General features: G+C 69.0%; 13 protein-coding genes and 1 pseudogene. 7 read left to right on the forward strand and 7 right to left on the reverse strand.

All coding sequences use genetic code 11. The annotated features are described in order from the left end of the window. The first annotated feature begins 10 nt into the window (after positions 1-10). Complete coding sequence (locus ACFDSW_RS04325; RefSeq protein WP_375249047.1) at positions 11-1,222, forward strand: acyl-CoA dehydrogenase family protein; 1,212 nt, start codon at positions 11-13, stop codon at positions 1,220-1,222. 129 nt (positions 1,223-1,351) lie between these two features. Continuing rightward, positions 1,352-4,108, forward strand: a complete 2,757-nt coding sequence (locus tag ACFDSW_RS04330; protein WP_375249061.1) for a TonB-dependent receptor — start codon at positions 1,352-1,354, stop codon at positions 4,106-4,108. Positions 4,109-4,125: 17 nt separating this feature from the next. Here the strand turns inward: ACFDSW_RS04330 and ACFDSW_RS04335 are convergent, their stop codons facing one another. Further along, the gene (locus ACFDSW_RS04335; RefSeq protein ID WP_375249048.1) at positions 4,126-5,658 is read right to left on the reverse strand and encodes an ABC transporter permease/substrate-binding protein; all 1,533 of its coding nucleotides are present in this window, start codon (positions 5,656-5,658) and stop codon (positions 4,126-4,128) included. Continuing rightward, a complete protein-coding gene (locus ACFDSW_RS04340; protein ID WP_375249049.1) occupies positions 5,655-6,437 on the reverse strand; it encodes an ATP-binding cassette domain-containing protein in 783 nt (260 codons plus the stop codon). Before ACFDSW_RS04340 ends, ACFDSW_RS04335 begins: the two co-directional genes overlap by 4 nt. A gap of 66 nt (positions 6,438-6,503) precedes the next feature. On the opposite strand from ACFDSW_RS04340, the gene ACFDSW_RS04345 reads away from it, so the two are divergent. Continuing rightward, a complete protein-coding gene (locus ACFDSW_RS04345; RefSeq protein WP_375249050.1) occupies positions 6,504-7,286 on the forward strand; it encodes an SDR family oxidoreductase in 783 nt (260 codons plus the stop codon). 14 nt (positions 7,287-7,300) lie between these two features. Here ACFDSW_RS04345 and ACFDSW_RS04350 read toward each other — a convergent pair whose 3' ends face one another. Beyond that, positions 7,301-7,603, reverse strand: a complete 303-nt coding sequence (locus tag ACFDSW_RS04350) for a 4a-hydroxytetrahydrobiopterin dehydratase (RefSeq protein WP_375249051.1) — start codon at positions 7,601-7,603, stop codon at positions 7,301-7,303. Positions 7,604-7,644: 41 nt separating this feature from the next. Here ACFDSW_RS04350 and ACFDSW_RS04355 point away from each other — a divergent pair, with 41 nt between their 5' ends. Genes ACFDSW_RS04355 through ACFDSW_RS04365 form a run of 3 tightly spaced genes read left to right on the forward strand, consistent with a single transcriptional unit; the run spans position 7,645 to position 9,292 of the window. Continuing rightward, positions 7,645-8,085, forward strand: coding sequence for a metallopeptidase family protein (locus ACFDSW_RS04355; RefSeq protein WP_375249052.1), 441 nt, complete (start codon positions 7,645-7,647; stop codon positions 8,083-8,085). Positions 8,086-8,102: 17 nt separating this feature from the next. Then, positions 8,103-8,660 (forward strand): heme ABC exporter ATP-binding protein CcmA, encoded by a 558-nt coding sequence (gene ccmA, locus ACFDSW_RS04360; RefSeq protein ID WP_375249053.1) that lies wholly within the window; start codon positions 8,103-8,105, stop codon positions 8,658-8,660. Then, on the forward strand, positions 8,657-9,292 hold the full coding sequence (locus ACFDSW_RS04365) for a heme exporter protein CcmB (protein ID WP_375249054.1): 636 nt from the start codon (positions 8,657-8,659) through the stop codon (positions 9,290-9,292). Before ccmA ends, ACFDSW_RS04365 begins: the two co-directional genes overlap by 4 nt. 24 nt (positions 9,293-9,316) lie before the next feature. Here the strand turns inward: ACFDSW_RS04365 and ACFDSW_RS04370 are convergent, their stop codons facing one another. Beyond that, a complete protein-coding gene (locus tag ACFDSW_RS04370) occupies positions 9,317-10,198 on the reverse strand; it encodes a class I SAM-dependent methyltransferase (RefSeq protein WP_375249055.1) in 882 nt (293 codons plus the stop codon). Next, entirely contained in the window at positions 10,198-11,595 is a 1,398-nt protein-coding gene (gene thrC / locus ACFDSW_RS04375; RefSeq protein ID WP_375249056.1) for a threonine synthase, read from the reverse strand. The genes ACFDSW_RS04370 and thrC overlap by 1 nt, the downstream gene beginning before the upstream one ends. A 78-nt stretch (positions 11,596-11,673) precedes the next feature. Between thrC and ACFDSW_RS04380 the strand changes: the two genes are divergently transcribed. Further along, positions 11,674-12,897 (forward strand): class I SAM-dependent methyltransferase, encoded by a 1,224-nt coding sequence (locus tag ACFDSW_RS04380; RefSeq protein ID WP_375249057.1) that lies wholly within the window; start codon positions 11,674-11,676, stop codon positions 12,895-12,897. Positions 12,898-12,912: 15 nt separating this feature from the next. On the opposite strand, the gene ACFDSW_RS04385 is transcribed toward ACFDSW_RS04380, so the two are convergent. Then, positions 12,913-13,338 carry an EF-hand domain-containing protein gene (locus ACFDSW_RS04385; RefSeq protein WP_375249058.1) on the reverse strand — a complete coding sequence of 142 codons (426 nt, stop codon included), beginning with the start codon at positions 13,336-13,338 and terminating at the stop codon, positions 12,913-12,915. Between the two features lie 49 nt (positions 13,339-13,387). Next, positions 13,388-13,948: pseudogene (locus ACFDSW_RS04390) on the reverse strand (S46 family peptidase); the annotation flags it as partial.

Raw genomic sequence — 13,948 nt, forward strand, 5'->3', positions numbered from 1 at the left:
GGGATCGATCATGGACTTCAACGATACGCCCGACGAAGCCGCCTATCGCGACCGCGCGCGGGAATGGCTGGCCCGCAACGTCGCCGAACATCAGGCGCAGGATCATGCCGGCGATATCGCCGCGGCGCGCGCATGGCAGGCGCGCAAGGCGGCGGCCGGCTACGCGCAGATCACCTGGCCGAAGGAATGGGGCGGGGGCGGCGGCACGCCGATCCAAAGCGTCATCTTCGGGCAGGAGGAGGCGAAACATCCGGTGCAATACGGCTATTTCACGATCGGGCTGGGCATGTGCATCCCGACCGTGATGGCCTTTGCCGACGATGCCACCAAACGGCGCTTCGTCGGTCCGGCGCTGCGCGGCGAGACGATCTGGTCGCAATTGTTCTCCGAGCCTGCCGGCGGATCGGACGTGGCGGCGATCCGCACGCGCGCGGTGCGCGATGGCGAGGATTGGATCGTCAATGGCCAGAAGGTGTGGACCTCCGGCGCGCATTATTCGGATTACGGCATCGTGCTGGTGCGCACCAATCCCGACGTGCCGAAGCACAAGGGGCTGACGATGTTCTGGCTCGATCTGCGCGCGCCCGGCGTGGAGATCCGGCCGATCCACCAGATGTCCGGCGGGTCGAACTTCAACGAAGTCTATTTCACCGATGTACGCATCCCCGACTCGCAGCGGCTCGGCGCGGTTGACGACGGCTGGAAGGTCGCGCTGGTCACGCTGATGAACGAACGGCTGGCGGTTGGTGGCGGCGGCGGCGCGGGGCCGAAGGAGATCCTCAAGCTGGCGCGCGAGATCGATGCCGGCCCGGACGGCGGCAAATTGCTGCACGACCCGGCGTTCCGCCAGCGGCTGGCCGACTGGTGGGTCCAGTCGGAGGGGCTGCGCAACACCCGCATGCGCACGATCACCGCGCTCAGCCGTGGCCAGACCCCGGGGCCGGAAAGCTCGATCGGCAAGATCATCGCCGCCAACCAGCTACAGGATATCGGCAATGCGGCGGTCGAGGCGGAGGATCAGTTCGGTATCATCGCCGATCCGGCGCTCGCGCCGCTCAAGGGGCTGTTCCAGTCGGCGGTGATGAACGCGCCCGGCCTGCGCATCGCGGGCGGCACCGACGAAATCCTGAAGAACATCATCGCCGAGCGCGTGCTGGGCCTGCCCGGCGAGATCCGTACCGACAAGGAAGCGGCGTTCCGGGATCTGCCGGCGGGTCGGTAGCCCGCACGGCGGCGCGGCGCGCGGGGTGACGCATTGTCCGCGCGCCTGTCCGGCGCGGCATATTCCTGCGACATTTGCGCGGTAGCGCTCCTCCGTCGTCGCGCCACATGCGACGCGGGGATCGTGACGATGCGTTTGTTCTGTCTGTTAATGGCCGCCACCTCGGCGCTTCCTGCCGCCGCCCAGGATCGTACCGCGACCCCGGCCGGCACACCTACCCCCGGCGCGCCCGCCTCCGGCAAGGCCGCCCAGGCAGACACCCGGACCCAGGCGATGGCCGAGGGCGAAGGGGAGGAGGACGGCCCCGATATCATCGTCCGCGCCTCACGCACGCAGCCGGGCGCGGTGATCGGGGATATTCCGCCCGAGCAACAGCTCTCCCCCGCCGATATTCGCAGCTATGGCGTTGGTTCGGTTACCGAATTGCTCAACGAACTGTCACCGCAGACGCGCTCGGGGCGCGGTTCGGGCGGGGCGCCGGTGGTGCTGCTTAACGGACGGCGGATCTCGGGCTTTCAGGAAATCCGCAACCTGCCGACCGAGGCGATCGCGCGGGTCGATATCCTGCCGGAGGAAGTCGCGCTGAAATACGGCTATCGCGCCGATCAGAAGGTGGTCAATTTCGTCCTGCGCCGCCGTTTTCGCGCAGTGACCGGGGAGTTGCAGGATCGCTTCGCCACCGAAGGCGGACGCCAGCTGCCGGAGGCGGATATCGACTGGTTGCGCATCCGCAACAATGGCCGCGTCAACCTGCACCTGGAATATAGCCGCGCCAGCGCGCTGACCGAGGCGGAGCGTGACGTCATCCAGCCGGCCAGCAACGCCGCGCTGGGCGGGAATGTCGTCGCGGCGCGTGGGGCGACATTGGGCGGCGCGCTCGGCGCGGTAGCCGGAGTGCCCGCCAGCGCCGCGACTCAGGCAGTATCGCTGGGCGATTTCCTGTCGACCCCGAACAGTACCAATCAGGGCACCTATCGTACCCTGCTGCCGTCGGAGCGCAGTTTCAGCGCGAACGGCAGCTATGCCACCACGATCTTCGGCAACGTTGCGGCGACGATCAACGCCACGGTGGACGATAGCCGCACCGAAGCGCTGCGCGGATTGCCGAGCGTCACGCTGGCGCTGGCGGCGGGCAATCCCTTCTCGCCGTTCGCGCAGGATGTCTCCGTCGCGCGGCTTGTCGACGGCGTTGGCCCGCTGACCCAGCAGGTCGATACCACCAGCTATCACCTCGGCACGACGTTCAACGGTGATCGCGGCCGGTGGCGCTGGTCAGTGACCGGCAGCGCCGATTGGAACGAGAGCAGCACCGTCACCCAGGCGGGGCTGGATGTCGCGCCGTTCCAGTCCCTGCTGACCGCGAACGACCCCGGCGCCAATCCGTTCGGCCCGCCGTCGCTGGGGCGTTTGGCCGACAATATCGGGCGCTCCACGTCCAGCGCCTATGAGCTGGACGCGCTGGCGAGCGGGCCGCTGTTCAGGCTGCCCGCGGGCGACGCCAGCACCAGTATCCGCGTCGGTGCGACGACAAGCGACTTTTCCAGCCGATCGCTGCGCAACGGCATCGCCAGCGCTGGGCAGGTGGGGCGCGATATCGCGAATACGCAGATCAACCTCGACCTGCCGATCGCCAGCCGTGGCGACAATGTGCTCGCGGTGCTGGGCGATCTCTCGCTCAACGGCAATGTCGCGGCGGATCATCTTTCCGATTTCGGCACGCTGTGGACGATCGGCTATGGTGTCAACTGGGCGCCGATCGACGGCGTCCGCCTGCTGGTGTCGAAGACCGATCAGGATGAGGCGCCCAGCGCGCAGCAACTGGGCAACCCGCTGGTGTCCACGCCGGGGGTGCGCGTGTTCGATTACGTTCGCGGCACCACCGCGACGATCACGACGGTCAGCGGGGGCAATCGCGCGCTGATCGCCGACGATCGCCATACGCTGAAGATCGGGCTGGACCTCAAACCCTGGTCGACGCGCAACATGACGTTCCGCGCGGACTATACGCGTCAGAACACCGATGATCCGATCGCCGCGTTTCCCGCGGCGACGGCGGCGATCGCGCAGGCATTTCCGGACAGGTTCCAGCGGGATGCGGAGGGCAACCTGCTGAGCCTCGATTCGCGCCCGGTCAATTTCGCGCGGTCTGAATCGTCACAATTGCGATACGGCGTGAACCTGTCCGTGCCGCTCAAATCGCGGTTGCAAAAGGAACTGGAGGCGTTTCGCGCCGGCACCGGCCCCAATCCCTTCGAAGGGCTGTGGCGCCCCGGCGGGGAAGGGCGGCGTGAAGGCGCGGGCGGCGGCAATGGTGGCCCGGGCGGGGCGGCGAACGGCGGCGGGGGGCGCGGCGGCGGCTTTGGTCGAGGCGGCGGCGGTGGGGCGCGCGGACAGGCGGGCGGCCGGCTGCAGTTCGCGCTCTATCACACCTGGCATCTCACCGAGCGCGTGACGGTGGCGCAGGGCGGCCCGGTGCTCGATCTGCTGCGCGGCGACGCGATCGGCGGCAGCGGCGGCCAGCCGCGACATGAGCTGGAGGGACAGGCGGGTTATACCAACAACGGCCTCGGCGCGCGGTTGTCCGTCAACTTCCAGAGCGCAACCCGCGTCAATGGCGGCACCGCCGACGCGCCGACGACGCTGAATTTCGGCAGCCTGGCCACCGCGAACCTGCGGTTCTTCGCCGATCTGGGAGGACGGATCGACTGGGTGCGCGCGCATCCGTGGCTGCGCGGCGCGCGCGTGACGGTGCAGTTCGACAATCTGTTCAACACCCGGCAGCGCGTTACCGATGGCACCGGGGCGGTGCCGATCGGCTTCCAGCCCGCCTATCTCGATGCCATCGGTCGCACGGTGCGCGTCTCGTTCAGGAAGCTGTTCTTCTGATCGGGGGACGCGGACGGCTACAGGCCGATCCGTGCCGCCAGCCAGCGCGCGGCCGCCTCGGGCGTCTGCTTGTCCGCGTCACGGTCGACGCGATAGTTCGCCTCGCGCATCGCCGCGACCGGGATGCGGCCCAGCAGCGGGCGCAAGGCATCGATAAACGCGCGGTCGTCGCCGCGCTTCGGCCCGATCAGCAGGATCGCGTCATAACCGGGGATCGCCTGGCGCGGATCGCTCAGCACCACCAATCGGTCCGCCGCGATCCGGCCGTCGGAAGAGAAGGCGCTGATCACGTCCGCCCGCCCGCTTTCCAGCGCGCGGTACATGAAGGTCGGGCTATAGGGTGTCGCCGCGCCGAACCGCAGCCGATAGGCATCACGGATCGCGCGCCACTCCGGTCGGTCGAGAAACTCCAGGTCCGAGCCCAGCCGCAACCTGCCCGCCTGCGCCGCGAGGTCGGCGATCGAGGCGATGCCACGTGCCCGCGCGAAGGAATCGCGCATCGCGAAGGCATAAGCATTCTCGAACCCGAGCGTGCCGAGCAAAGTGACGCCGCGCGACTTTTTGGCCCAATCGGCGATCGCGCGCACTTGCTGGTCGCGCGGCACGACGTCATGCCGCTGCATCGCGCCGGCCCAGATCGTGCCGGCATAGTCGACATAGACGTCGACCTCGCCCGTGGCGACCGCGCCGAACGCCACCGCCGACCCCAGACCGTCGCGATAGGTGACGCGATAGCCAGCGCGCGACAGCCGCTCGCCGATCAGCCGCGCCAGGATATATTGTTCGGAGAAGTTCTTGGCGCCGACCACCACGTTGCGATCGCGGCCGTCGCGGCTGGGCCAGAAGGGCGCGCTCGCGACGATCATCGCCGCCAGCAGCAGCGCACCGATCGCCCCGACGCGGCGCCAGCGCCGCTCCCCCGCCGCACGCTCCGCCAGCCCCAGCAGCGCGTCGACCGCCAGCGCCAGCGCGGCGGCGGCGACGCAGCCGGTGATCACCAGCGTCCACGCCTGCGTCTGCAGGCCCGCGAAGATCAGGTCGCCCAGACTCGGCTGCCCGACGGTGGTCGACAGCGTCGCCGCGCCGATCGTCCATACCGCCGCGGTACGGATGCCCGCCATGACGATCGGCAGCACCAACGGCACCTCGACCAGCCACAATTTCTGCCGCCGCGTCATGCCAATCCCGTCGGCCGCCTCGCGGATCGCGGGATCGAGCCCGGTCAGTCCGGTCACGGTGTTGCGCACGATCGGCAGCAACGCATACAGCGTCAGCGCGAGCAGCGCCGGCAGGAAGCCGAGCGCCGGAATACCGCCGCCAACCCGCCCCGACAGCCACAGCAGCATCGGATAGAATAGCGCCAGCAGCGCCAGGCTGGGGATCGTCTGGACGAGGCTGGCGCCGCCCAGCGCGATCGAGGCGAGCCGTGGCGATCGCGCCGAACGGATTCCCAGCGGCACCGCGATCGCCAAGGCGAGCGCCAGCGCGGCCAGCGCGAGGAAGAGATGCTGCGCCGCGAGCGCGGGAACGCGGGCCCAGGCGTCGCTCATCGCGTCAGCGCCGCCAGCCGCGCGGCCTGTTCGCGCGGCACCGCCACCAGCGCCTCCCCCGCCGCGCCGCCCCGGCCCGCCAGCATCTCCCCGGGCGTCGCGTCGCCGACGATCGCGCCCGCCTGCAGCACGAGGATGCGATCGGCATGGAGCAACGCCTCCGCCATGTCGTGCGTCACCATGATCGTCGTCAGCGACAGCTCACGATGGAGCCGCGCCACCGCCGCCGCCAGCGATTGTCGCGTCACCGGATCAAGCGCGCCGAACGGCTCGTCCATCAGCATCAGGCGCGGTTCGGTGACCAGCGCGCGCGCGACGCCGACGCGCTGGCGCTGCCCGCCGGACAGTTCGGCGGGCATGCGGGTCATCAACGCGCGGGGCAGTTCGACCCAGTCGAGCATGCGCGCGACCTGACCCTCATCGCGTCGGCCGGCGATGCGCAGCGGCAGCGCGACATTGTCCGCCACCGTCAGATGCGGAAACAGGCCAATGTTCTGAAAGACATAGCCGATGTGCCGGCGCAGCAGGTGCGGTGCGCCCGTCGCCACATCTTCCCCGTCGAGCAGCACGCGCCCGCGATCGGGGGCGATCAGGCGGTTGACCGTTTTCAGCAGGGTCGATTTTCCCGACCCGGAGGCGCCGACCAGCGCGACGAAGCTGCCGCTGGCGACCTCGACGGAAATACCGTCGATCGCGACGGTGCCGTCGCGATACGCCTTGGTCACGTCGTCGAAGGTGACGGTCGGGCCCGAAGGCTGGTCGGGCGATTGTGCTGGCATCGGATCGAACGATGCGGGAAGGAACGGGGTGAGACAAGCGGTGATGCGAGCGGCGAGGAACGAAGCATGAAGGCGATACTGGTCACGGGTGGGGGATCGGGCATCGGCCAGGCGGTGGCGCGGCTGTTCGCGGCGCATGGCTGGCGCGTCGGGCTGGCGGATATCGATCAGCAGGCGCTGGCGACCACCGCCGCGATGCTGCCGCACGAGAAGACCAGTACGCACGTCATGGATGTGCGCGACGCTTCGGAATGGGAGCATGTGCTCGCGGAGTTTACCGCCACCACCGGCGGACGGCTCGACGTGCTGTTCAACAATGCCGGGATCGCGGCGGGCGGGCCGTTCGCCGACATCGGCGTGGAGGTGCTCGACCGGGTGATCGACGTCAACTTCCGCGGCGTGGCCTATGGCGCGCGGCTCGCCTATCCGTATCTGAAGGCGACGCCCGGATCGTGCCTGCTCAACACCGCCTCCGCTTCCGCCATTTATGGCAGCGCGGGCCTGGCGGCCTATTCGGCGACCAAGTTCGCGGTGCGAGGGTTGACCGAGGCGCTGGACGCCGAATGGGCGCGCGACGGGATCAAGGTCCGCGACCTGCAACCCGCCTTCATCGATACCAATCTGCTGTCGATCGGCGTTGCCGGCAGCAACCGTACCGCGCGCGACGCGGTGGTGGACGCGGGGCTGGAGTTCACTCCGGTCGAGGTGGTCGCGCAGGCCGCCTGGGACGCGGTGCACGGCGATCGCCTGCACAGCCCGGTCGGCAAGACCGCTCGCCGCCTGACCTTCGCGGCGCGCTGGATGCCGGGGCGGCTGCGCAAGATGATGCGATCACGCGCCCTGGGTTGATCGCGCTCCGGGCGCTATCCTCCCAGGATCGCGTCGATCGCGGTGGCCAGCTCGATGTCGCGCTCCGACAGGCCACCGGCATCGTGCGTCGTCAGCAGGATGTCGACGCGGTTCCAGACGTTGCTCCACTCCGGATGATGATCGGCGCGCTCCGCCAGCAGCGCCACCTGCGTCATGAAGCCGAATGCCTCGGCGAAGTCGGTGAAGACGATCGACCGCGTGATTGCGTCGCGCGCCTCGTCAAAATCCCACTCCGGCAGCGCGTCGAGCGCGTCCGCGCGTTCCGCCTCGCTCAGTTGTTCGATCGTCTCGGCCATGATTGCGCGCCTCTGCTTGTCGCGGATGAGCCGCAAGGGGTATGGCGGGGAGGATGACCGGGCAAGAGGCAAGCGTGGAACGACCGTCGATGGGACCGGCGCCATCGGCGGCGATGATCGAGGCGCAGGCGCGGGCGACGATCGCCCGCCTGCCGTCGGCGTTTCGCGCGCACCTGGGCGATATCGTGCTGCTGGTCGAGGAAGAGGCCGATGGCGAAACGCTCGCGGCGCTGGGGCTGGATCATCCCCTCGACCTGACCGGGCTCTATCACGGCCAGCCGCTGGGAGAAAAATCGGCGTTCGACAGCGGCGCAATGCCCGATCGCATCCACCTCTATCGCCAGGCGATCCTCGCCGAATGGTGCGAGACGGGGGTGCGGCTCGACGATCTGGTCGCGCATGTCACGATCCATGAGATCGGGCATCATTTCGGCCTGTCCGACGATGACATGCACGCGCTGGAAGACGCGGTGGCGGATTGAGTGTCCCGGGGCTGGAGGTGCGTGACCTGAGACTGGCACGCGGCGGTCGCGTGCTGTGCGACGGGCTGTGCCTCGCGCTGCCGCCGGGCGGGGCGGCGCGTGTGACCGGGCCCAACGGTGTCGGCAAGTCGAGCCTGTTGCGCGTGCTGGCGGGGCTGCCGCGCGCCGATGCGGCCGTCACGCGCCCCGCGCGCGTCGCGCTGCTCGCGGAGGCGGCGGCGCTGGACGGGGAGCGGCCGCTGGCGCGGGCGCTCGCTTTCTGGGCGCGGCTCGATGCGGCGGAGGATGTGTCGGCGCGGGTCGCGGCGGCGCTGGCGGCGGTCGCGCTGGCAGAGCTGGCGGACGTGCCGGTGCGTCTGCTGTCGACCGGGCAACGCCGCCGCGCCGCGCTGGCACGGGTGATCGCATCGGGGGCGACGCTGTGGTTGCTCGACGAACCCGGCAATGGGCTCGATCGGGCGGCGATGCTGCGGCTCGACACGGCGATCGCGCGGCACCGTGCGGAGGGCGGGATCGTCGTCGTCGCCACTCACCAGTCGATCGACCTGCCCGGCGCAATCGAGGTCGCGCTGTGATCGCGCTGATCCGGCGCGACGTGCGACGCGGCTATGCCGGCGGCGGCGCGACGCTGGTAATGGCATTCTTTCTGCTGGTGACGACGCTGTTCCCGTTCGCGATCGGCCCCGATGCCCGGCTGCTGGCGCGTGTCGGCGGCGGCGTGATCTGGGCCGCGGCCCTGCTGGCGGCATTGCTGCCGGTCGAGCGGCTGGTGCAGCCCGATCTCGATAGTGGCGCGATCGACCAGATGATCGTGCGGGGCATCGGGCCGGTGACGATCGCGGTGGCGAAGATGGTCGCGCACTGGCTCGCCTTCGCGCCACCGCTGATGCTGGCGGCGGTGGTGGCGGCGGGGTTGCTCGATCTCCCGGTGGAGCGGCTGTTGCTGGTAGAGGCGGGGCTGGCGGTCGGCACGCCCGGGCTGGCGGCGCTGGCGGTGGCGACCGGGGCGCTGGTGGCCGGGCTGCGCGGGGCGGGGGCGATCGCCGGGCTGGTGATGCTGCCGCTGGCGGTGCCGCTGCTGATCTTCGGCGCAGGCGCGATCGACGGCGGCGTCGCGGGGCTGAAGCTGCTGGCGGCGCTCAGCCTGTTGCTGACGGTCGGGGCGCCGGTGGTGGCCGGGGCGGCGATCAGGCTGGGGGTGGAATAAGGGCGCTGGCCGGCGGCGCTGCCGCTAACGGCTCCAGCGCGCCCAGATCGCGGTCGGCAGGGTCAGCCCGCGCGCTTCCTCGCGCACCGCTAGTTCACCCGCCTCGACCGTTCCAGGCAGGTCCGCGAACGCTTGGCGCAGCATCTCGCCGATCGCCAGCGCGGACAGGCGCACGGCATAGACGGTCAGGAACAGATAGCGCGATTCGGCATCGAGCAGCCGGCGGCAATCGGCGATCAGCGCGGGCAGATCCTCCTCCAGGCGCCAGATCTCGCCATCCGGGCCGCGGCCGTATTTCGGCGGGTCGAGCAAAATGCCGTCGTACCGCCGCGCGCGGCGCACCTCGCGTGCGACGAACTTGCCCGCGTCGTCGACGATCCAGCGTACCGGCGCATCCGCCAGCCCCGACAAGGCCGCATTGCCGCGCGCCGCCTCGACCGACTTTTTCGAAGCGTCGACATGCACCATGCGCGCGCCGATCGCCGACAGCGCCAGCGTGCCGACGCCGGTATAACCGAACAGATTGAGGCACTCCGGCGCGGTGCATCCCGCCAGCCGTTCGCGCATCCACGACCATACTGGCGCCATGTCGGGAAAGAAGCCGAGGTGGCGGAAGGGCGTGGTCTGCGCGGTGAAGCGCACCGCGTCCTCACCGTCGCCCCAGCGCAGTGGCCAGCCGTCGCGCGGGACCGGCTGGCGGAAATGCCATTGTCCCCCGCCATCCTCGTCACTGCCGGGCACGAACTCGCCGTCGGCGAGCCAGTCGTCATGCGCTGGCGCCCACAGCGCCTGCGCCTCGGGACGAATGAAGCGGAACCGGCCGTATCGTTCCAGCTTCCGGCCGTTGCCCGAATCGATCAGGCCGTAATCCGCCCAGGGCTCGCCGGTAAGCGTGACGAGGCGCATCAGCCGCGCGGCACCGCGCGCGCCGCGATATAGGAGGATATCGCGTCATAGCTGGCGTCGAGCACGTCGAAACGCTCCTCGCGCTGGAACAGGTCGCCGACGCGCGCCGGCAGCGCGGGGCGCACCCCGGTGGCGCGCTCCACCGCGTCGCGGAATTTGGCGGGATGCGCGGTCGCCAGCGTCACCATCGGCACGCCCGGCTGCGCCTGCCGCCGTGCGGCGGCGTAAGCGATCGCGGTGTGCGGATCGATCACCTGCGCCGATCGATCGGAGGCGGCGCGCATCGCCAGGGCCATGTCGTCGGTATCGACACGCTCACCCACGAACAGCGGCGCGGCACCGTCGCGCTGCGCGTTGGTGAGCTGCATCGCCCGGGTCGATTCGAAACCGCGCATCTGCGCCGCCAGCGCGCCCCCGTCGCGCCCGCCCAGATCGAACAACAGCCGCTCGAAATTGCTCGACACCTGGATATCCATCGACGGCGTCGGGGTCGCGACCACCTGACGGCTGGAATAGTCGCCTGTCGACAGTGCGCGCGCCAGGATGTCGTTGACGTTGGTCGCCACCACCAGCTTCGCCACCGGCAGACCCATTTTCGCGGCGACATAGCCGGCGAAGACGTCACCGAAATTCCCGGTCGGCACGCTGAACGCCACTTTCCGGTGCGGCGCACCGAGCCGCACGGCGGCGTAGAAATAGTAAACCACCTGCGCCATCAGGCGCGCCCAGTTGATCGAGTTGACCGCCGACAAACGGAACCGCCCGGCGAAGGCGGCATCGTTGAACATCGCCTTCACCAGCGCTTGCGCGGTATCGAAATCGCCGCGGATCGCGATATTGTGGACGTTGGGGGCGCCCACCGTGGTCATCTGCCGGCGCTGCACGTCGCTGACGCGGCCTTCGGGGTGGAGCATGAAGATGTCCACGCCCTGCCGTCCGGCGACGGCATCGATCGCGGCGGAGCCGGTGTCGCCGCTGGTCGCGCCGATGATCGTGACATGCGCGTCCGCCCCGGTCAGGAAGCGTTCGAACAGCTGCCCCAGCAGTTGCAGCGCGACATCCTTGAACGCCAGCGTCGGCCCATGGAACAGTTCCAGCAGCCATTGATCGTGATCCACCTGCACCAGCGGGGTCACCGCCGCGTGGTGAAAGCGGGCATAGGCCGCTTCGCACAGCGACGTCAGTTCGTCGCGGGTCAGCGAGCCGGCCACGAACGGCGCCATTACCGCCACCGCGGTATCGACATAGGACAGCCCGGCCAGCGCGCCGATCTCCTCCTCGGTCATCCGCGGCCAGTGCTCTGGAATGTAGAGGCCGCCATCGGCGGCGAGGCCCGCCAGCGTGACGCCGGCGAAATCGAGCGAGGGGGCGTTGCCGCGAGTGCTGACGTAGCGCATGGGCTCGATCGCCTACGTCCTCAGTCTGCGTCATGCAACGGTTGCGATATCCGCCGATCAGGTATTAGCACGCGGCGCATGGCACTGATCGATCACTTCCTCCACCGCGCGATCAAACGCGGGCAGCTCACCTTGACCAAGCCCGATGGAAGCACGTCGACCTTCGGCACGCCCGATCCCGATCTCGCGCCGGTATCGTTCACGATCCACGATCGTGGCGTCTATCGCGCGATCGTCGCCGATCCGGCGCTCGGCGTGGCGGAGGCGTTCATGGATGGCCGGCTGACCATCGAGCAGGGCGATATCCTCGATCTGCTGATGCTGGCGACCGGCAACTCGCGCTGGGAAAACGGCGTCAACCGGCTGGCGGCGAATCGCTGGCGGACGATCGGCGGGAAGATCCGCCACGCGCTGACCCGCAATCAGGCGGGCGCGTCGAAGCGGAACGTCGCGCACCATTACGATCTGTCGGATCGCCTGTACGACCTGTTTCTCGACGCCGACAAACAATATAGCTGCGCGTATTACACCGATCTCGCCCAGTCGCTGGAACGGGCTCAGGCCGACAAGAAGGCGCATATCGTCGCGAAGCTGGCGATCGAGCCGGGGATGCGGGTGCTCGATATCGGCTGCGGCTGGGGCGGCATGGCGCTGTACATCCATCGGACGACGGGCGCCGAGGTGCTGGGCATCACCCTGTCGGAGGAGCAGCTCAAGGTGGCGCAGCGCCGGGCAGAGGAAGCCGGCGTCGCGGACAAGGTGCGCTTTCAACTGATCGACTATCGCCATCTGACCGGCACGTTTGACCGTATCGTCTCGGTCGGGATGTTCGAGCATGTCGGTGCGCGCAATTTCCGCACCTATCTGTCGACGTGTCGCGACCTGCTGACGCCGCAGGGGGTGATGCTGCTGCATACGATCGGGCGCGCGGACGGGCCGGGCTTCACCGACCGGTTCACCGACAAATACATCTTTCCGGGCGGTTATATCCCGTCGCTGTCGGAGATCCTGGCGGCGAACGATTTCATCCGCTGGTTCGTTACCGACGTGGAGGTGCTGCGGATGCATTATGCGATCACGCTGCGTGATTGGTACAGGCGCGCCGTCGATCAAAAGGACGCGATCGTCGCGCTGTACGACGAACAGTTCTTCCGCATGTGGACCTTCTACCTGGCGGGAGCGATCGTCAGCTTCACCAACGGGCCGCTGGTCAATTTCCAGATCCAGTTCAGCCGCGATCGCCTCGCGCTGCCGTTGACGCGCGACTATATGCTGGAGGAGGAGCGGCGGCTGCGGGATTGATCGCCCGCCGCATCCTCACTTCTTCCCCGTCGCCGCCTCGCCCGCGGCGCGGGCCTTCGCCATTTCGCCGGCATCGACCTTGCCGTCGCGGTTCAGGTCATAGGCATTGAACACCGCGCCCATCATCGCGGTCGATTCGGCCTTGCTAACGCGGCCATCCTTGTCGGTGTCCGCGCGGGCGAGGAACAGCGCGGCGACCCGCTTGGCATGGGTGGCGTCGAGCGTGCGCCCGCCGCCCAGCTTCATCTTGGCCATGCGGGCCTCGATTTCCGCCGGCGACAGATAGCCGTCCTTGTCGAGGTCCGACGCGGCGAATTCGCTGTCGAGCTTCGCGGTCGCGGATTGACGGGTTTCCTGTGCCGCCACCACCGAGGTGAGCGCGGGCAGCGAGAGGAATGCCACCAGCGCGGCGGCGAGGGCGGGGGACGAGCATCTGTTCATCCGCCCCCCATCGCCGCACGCGATTGTACCCCCGCTGAACGAACGCCGCTCAGCGCGCCGCCAATTCGCGCACCAGCCCCGGCGCGGGATAGACCGTGGTCAGCGCCTGCTGCACCGCCGCCGTGGAAACGACGACGGTACGGTTCAGCGCTGGATCGTACCCGAAATTGCCGCCCAGCGAGTGGATATTGCCGTCGAAGGCCGCGCCGATCACCGATCCGTCCCGGGCGATCACCGGCGAGCCCGAATTGCCGCCGATGATGTCGTTGGTGGTCACGAAATCGAACGTCGTCGTCAGATCGAGCTGATCCTTCTTCGCTGCATAGGCCTTGGCGAGGACGAACGGCTCCTCCCCGGTGGCGCGGTCATACAGGCCCGCCACGGTGGTGCGGTACGGCACCGGCGCGCCACGCTCGGTCCAGCCCGCGACCTTGCCGTAGCTGATCCGCAGCGTGAAGGTGGCGTCCGGATAATTGCCCGCCCCGTAGGCGGCGAAGCGCGCCTGCGCCAGTTTCGCCTGTGCCGCGGTGATCGGGGCGTCGACCTTTTCGGCGTAGCTGGTGCGCAGCGCGCGCGCGGCGGCCTCGTTGCGCAGCACGAACTGGATCAG

Source organism: Sphingomonas sp. (assembly GCF_042091075.1).
Classification (GTDB): domain Bacteria; phylum Pseudomonadota; class Alphaproteobacteria; order Sphingomonadales; family Sphingomonadaceae; genus Sphingomonas.

Excerpts from the sequence above, each read along its gene's own strand:
- ACFDSW_RS04325 (WP_375249047.1), top strand. The coding sequence starts at position 11 with ATGGACTTCAACGATACGCCCGACGAAGCCGCCTATCGCGACCGCGCG.
- ACFDSW_RS04330 (WP_375249061.1), top strand. The coding sequence starts at position 1,352 with ATGCGTTTGTTCTGTCTGTTAATGGCCGCCACCTCGGCGCTTCCTGCC.
- ACFDSW_RS04335 (WP_375249048.1), bottom strand. The coding sequence starts at position 5,658 with ATGAGCGACGCCTGGGCCCGCGTTCCCGCGCTCGCGGCGCAGCATCTC.
- ACFDSW_RS04340 (WP_375249049.1), bottom strand. The coding sequence starts at position 6,437 with ATGCCAGCACAATCGCCCGACCAGCCTTCGGGCCCGACCGTCACCTTC.
- ACFDSW_RS04345 (WP_375249050.1), top strand. The coding sequence starts at position 6,504 with ATGAAGGCGATACTGGTCACGGGTGGGGGATCGGGCATCGGCCAGGCG.
- ACFDSW_RS04350 (WP_375249051.1), bottom strand. The coding sequence starts at position 7,603 with ATGGCCGAGACGATCGAACAACTGAGCGAGGCGGAACGCGCGGACGCG.
- ACFDSW_RS04355 (WP_375249052.1), top strand. The coding sequence starts at position 7,645 with ATGGCGGGGAGGATGACCGGGCAAGAGGCAAGCGTGGAACGACCGTCG.
- ACFDSW_RS04370 (WP_375249055.1), bottom strand. The coding sequence starts at position 10,198 with ATGCGCCTCGTCACGCTTACCGGCGAGCCCTGGGCGGATTACGGCCTG.
- thrC (WP_375249056.1), bottom strand. The coding sequence starts at position 11,595 with ATGCGCTACGTCAGCACTCGCGGCAACGCCCCCTCGCTCGATTTCGCC.
- ACFDSW_RS04380 (WP_375249057.1), top strand. The coding sequence starts at position 11,674 with ATGGCACTGATCGATCACTTCCTCCACCGCGCGATCAAACGCGGGCAG.
- ACFDSW_RS04385 (WP_375249058.1), bottom strand. The coding sequence starts at position 13,338 with ATGAACAGATGCTCGTCCCCCGCCCTCGCCGCCGCGCTGGTGGCATTC.